The 2,982-nt window shown below is 54.8% G+C and carries 5 protein-coding genes; all 5 read right to left on the bottom strand.

Annotated features, from left to right (window positions below):
* Positions 1–96 precede the first annotated feature (96 nt).
* The gene (locus tag LNV07_RS25210) at positions 97–495 is read right to left on the bottom strand and encodes a nuclear transport factor 2 family protein (RefSeq protein ID WP_263573968.1); all 399 of its coding nucleotides are present in this window, start codon (positions 493–495) and stop codon (positions 97–99) included.
* 140 nt (positions 496–635) lie between these two features.
* The gene (locus LNV07_RS25205; protein ID WP_263573967.1) at positions 636–1,280 is read right to left on the bottom strand and encodes a hypothetical protein; all 645 of its coding nucleotides are present in this window, start codon (positions 1,278–1,280) and stop codon (positions 636–638) included.
* Positions 1,281–1,411: 131 nt separating this feature from the next.
* The gene (locus LNV07_RS25200; protein ID WP_263573966.1) at positions 1,412–1,711 is read right to left on the bottom strand and encodes a hypothetical protein; all 300 of its coding nucleotides are present in this window, start codon (positions 1,709–1,711) and stop codon (positions 1,412–1,414) included.
* 137 nt (positions 1,712–1,848) lie between these two features.
* Positions 1,849–2,454, bottom strand: coding sequence for a hypothetical protein (locus tag LNV07_RS25195; protein ID WP_263573965.1), 606 nt, complete (start codon positions 2,452–2,454; stop codon positions 1,849–1,851).
* Positions 2,455–2,611: 157 nt separating this feature from the next.
* Positions 2,612–2,982, bottom strand: a 371-nt coding sequence (locus LNV07_RS25190) for a hypothetical protein (RefSeq protein ID WP_263573964.1), incomplete at its 5' end; no start/stop codon positions are given.

Below are 2,982 nucleotides of genomic sequence, written 5' to 3'. Positions count from 1 at the left end.
CAAAGTTGAGCCGCGAGCGGCGGCTGGGCACGGAAGGCCCAGAATGAAATGGGGGCCTGGAGTGACCAGCCGTTGCGAGTCGGCTCGAACGCCGGGTTAGCCCGCACTGTGAGCCTCTTCATGAACTACGCTCATGTGACCCGCTACAACCTGCCAAGTCTTGGTTTCGAGTTGCCGCCACACCCGTGTGTAGCGAAAGTTCTCGGAAAAGGGTGTTCCCGCAAAGGTGCCTGCCACACTCATGCGAACCGACACGACCGCGAATTGACCATGTGTTGTGACAACAGTCTCTGATGGAATCAGTTGTTGAAATCGAATGGTTCCAGACTTGTGGAGTTCAAGGTCAACCTCCTTGCTAAGCACTTGCCCAACGTGATTCGTGAAAACAAGGTCTGGTGAAATAAGCTCATTCAGCGCAACCGTATCTGATGCGAGCATTGCCAAGCGCAACCGTTCTTCAACTTCGGCAATTGCAGTTTCCACTTTGTGCGGCATAGGAATGTTGGGTTGTGCGGGCTAACGTCGAAGTTGAGCCGCGAGCGACGGCTGGGCGCGGAAGGCCCAGAATGAAATGGGGGCCTGGAGTGACCAGCCGTTGCGAGTCGGCTCGAACGCCTGGTTAGGTTGCTTGCTTCTCAACGAGCGACCGGAATGAAAATGGGAATGCTGATCTTGCCATTGCTTGCGCCACCGACATTTTCAAGCTTTGCTCCGGTGGATAGAGATTGAGTCAGCGGAACTGACGCCAAAGCTGCAAACCCGGACCGTATTGCGGGTAGATCGCGGGCTGATTGGTCTGATAGCGTTACAGCAGATCCCGTGACCGCACGACCGAACCTTGATGTTTCACGGAAGTAGAAGCCGCCTAGATATATTGCCTCCCGCGGCTTGACCTCGAATTCGATTCCGGTAGACGCGGTTGACCAAACATTTGCCATGCCTTGGCTAACTTGCCATGACTTGACAACGTAAGTTCCGGCCGGCAGTTCAATGGCGAATGGCGAGCCTTTCTTGCCAAGAGTGCGATGGGCATCCTCGCCTTTGAACGCGAGACTGAGGTTAAGGGTTTGCGAACTACCGTGCTCGACAACAAACTTCTGGCCGCTAACCTTATTTTCCAAATGCAAGCGATAAGCGGCATAGTCGCCATCGTAAGTAATGGTCCCCGTAGCGACGCCGGCGGACGCAGACTTTTCGAGTGAAAAATCTCGCGATATGTTTGGGGCGGCGCAAGCAGTTAACACCCACGAGATAGTAAGTAGGAAATATCTGATGTTCATCGAAGCTCTGGAAGTGAATTGAAGCAACCTAACGTCGAAGTTGAGCCGCGAGCGGCGGCTGAGCACGGAAGGCCCAGAATGAAATGGGGGCCTGCAGTGAGCAGCCGTTGCGAGTCGGCTCGAACGCCCGGTTAGGCCGCATTTTTCGACTCCACCCAGGCAAACAGTGGCGGCGCCATTGAATTGACACCACTGAAACTGCGCCAGAGACCCGCCAGCTCTAAGACATCTTGCGCCGCGCCATCAATATGAAATTGACCACGATCTCGAACAATTGAGAAAGTGAGCGAACCTCGAGCAAATTTGGCTTCAAAATTTCCAAAAGAAACCGACTCTTCGCATCCGGCAAGAACGACACCACGCGCCTTGAGTTCCGGAACCAGCGAACCAAGTGCATGCGCAATAGATGGAGGCAGAGCAATGGTTGACACTTGCGGCCTAACGTCGAAGTTGAGCCGCGAGCAGCGGCTGGGCACGGAAGGCCCAGAATGAAATGGGGGCCTGTAGTGACCAGCCGTTGCGAGTCGGCTCGAACGACCAGTTAGCCATATCTCCGTCCACCACGCTGCTATCGATAGGGAGCAAAAGACAACACATCATATGAACCGTACACGAGAAGCTCGTATTCGACAACATTCACGCTGCCCCCGGTCTCAGCAACCAGACCCGCTGCGGCAAACGTGGAAGAACTTCGATGCTCTATCGCCTGCGCGCGAAGACCCACTCTTTGCACGTCGGCCGCGATAACCATTGCAACGGCCTTCTCGGGCACTCTGAGTCGATCTGTCAATACCTGCGATTTCGCAAAACCAACCTCCTTCAAATGTGGAGTTGAAAGTGGCTCGAAGGCAATCTGAATCCAGTCTGCATCAAAGAAGATAACTTTGGAAGCAGGGAAGCTTCGCACGGATTTTCCGAAAGCAAAGTTACTTGCAGCTTGAAGTTCGACCACTCTGACCGCACTCGGGTTGATGCTATAGATCGCAAAGGGAGCGCTTCCCCAGCCGAAGTCGAAATGAGGACTTGATGAGTCTAAAGATAGCGTCTGCTCGGGGCGCAGTACTTTCCTTTGCGATATCGATGAAAGGCTCTGACAGCAAGACGGCTTTGCGGCGGCTTGGGCCAACTCGTCGGCAGGGGTCGCGCTATAGGCACTGCTTGCGATGACAAGCATGGAAGTTATGAAAATGGCTCTCATGGATAAACAGCAAGGGCAAGTTTGAGATGGCTAACGTTCGAGCTGAGCGGCCGAAGCCAGCTGGCCGCGCGGAGCTGAAAATATACAGGCAGCATAGCGCGGCCAGCTGGCGGAGGTCCACTCGAGCGACCAGTTAGAGCGCATTTTCTGCATCGACTCGATGATACGTGGCATGCGACTCGACCCACTTGCCCTGTTCTCGATGCTGCCAGGATCTTGACTCTGGAACAAACGGGCATAGCTCAACATGCACTGTTTCTGTTTCCTTCCACATGGCCCCCTTGTAGCGCAGTTCGAGAACAAGTACCTCGCCGATCACGTCGTCAACAGTGATGGGCCTATCCAACTGGACGACCGCCGCAGGTATAGCGTTCTGCCCTGGTATGAACGCGACAAGCGTACCGAAGTAGCTTTGGCCATTCGGCAACCAGCGCGGCTCGTAGTCGTAGCCCCCGCTAAGACGCAGGCGATCACCGACGGAAAGTGCTTGGGGCATCGATGCGC

Origin of the sequence: Roseateles oligotrophus (assembly GCF_025717515.1) — a bacterium.
GTDB lineage: Bacteria > Pseudomonadota > Gammaproteobacteria > Burkholderiales > Burkholderiaceae_C > Paucibacter_A > Paucibacter_A oligotrophus.
This window is presented reverse-complemented; position numbering and strand designations above follow the sequence as displayed.

Excerpts from the sequence above, each read along its gene's own strand:
- LNV07_RS25210 (WP_263573968.1), bottom strand. The coding sequence starts at position 495 with ATGCCGCACAAAGTGGAAACTGCAATTGCCGAAGTTGAAGAACGGTTG.
- LNV07_RS25205 (WP_263573967.1), bottom strand. The coding sequence starts at position 1,280 with ATGAACATCAGATATTTCCTACTTACTATCTCGTGGGTGTTAACTGCT.
- LNV07_RS25195 (WP_263573965.1), bottom strand. The coding sequence starts at position 2,454 with ATGCTTGTCATCGCAAGCAGTGCCTATAGCGCGACCCCTGCCGACGAG.